This is a genomic window from Pelagibius marinus (assembly GCF_014925385.1).
GTDB classification, from domain to species: domain Bacteria; phylum Pseudomonadota; class Alphaproteobacteria; order Kiloniellales; family Kiloniellaceae; genus Pelagibius; species Pelagibius marinus.
In genome coordinates, this window is record NZ_JACSDK010000033.1 from 1 (window position 1) to 857 (window position 857).

General features: G+C 67.6%; 1 protein-coding gene. It reads right to left on the reverse strand.

Going from position 1 to position 857, the window contains the following annotated elements; all coding sequences use genetic code 11:
* Positions 1-857: hypothetical protein (locus H7X47_RS25660; RefSeq protein ID WP_193371637.1), on the reverse strand; the 857-nt coding region annotated here is incomplete at both ends.

Below are 857 nucleotides of genomic sequence, written 5' to 3' on the forward strand. Positions count from 1 at the left end.
AGCTGCCGGAAGACCCGAAGTCCTGCGTGATCTGCGACAGCAGTCCCGCGCCGCCGTCGTCGTCCTGCGCCACCAGGTTGCCGGCCGAATCATACAGAAAGAGCTCGGTGTCGAAGTTGCCCGCGGTGGTCTCGAAGCTGCCGCTCGTCACCGCCGCCACGCCATCGATGGTGGCGTTCGCGGCAACCACGTCGAGGCTGTAGTAGTCAAAGGTGCCGTCGCCGCCCGCGACGATCGTGGCACTGCCATCGGTCAGCGCGCTATCGAGGCTGAAGGCACCGTCGATGGAGTTGCCGTCGGTCAGGTCGACCTGCAGCGTATAGGTGTCCCCGGCGTCCGGGGCGTTGCCGGTGATGCCGCCGGGGGAGCCGGCCGAGTTGAACTCGCCGACGCCGATGGCAAAGCTGCCGGAAGACCCGAAGTCCTGCGTGATCTGCGACAGCAGTCCCGCGCCGCCGTCGTCGTCCTGCGCCACCAGGTTGCCGGCCGAATCATACAGAAAGAGCTCGGTGTCGAAGTTGCCCGCGGTGGTCTCGAAGCTGCCGCTCGTCACCGCCGCCACGCCGTCGATGGTCGCGTTTGCGGCAACCACGTCGAGGCTGTAATAGTCAAAGGTGCCGTCGCCGCCCGCGACGATCGTGGCGCTGCCATCAGCCAGCGCACTGTCGAGGCTGAAAGCGCCGGCGATGGAGTTGCCGTCGGTCAGGTCGACCTGCAGCGTATAGGTGTCCCCGGCGTCCGGGGCGTTGCCGGTGATGCCGCCGGCGGAGCCGGCCGAGTTGAACTCGCCGACGCCGATGGCAAAGCTGCCGGAAGACCCGAAGTCCTGCGTGATCTGCGACAGCAGTCCCGCGCCG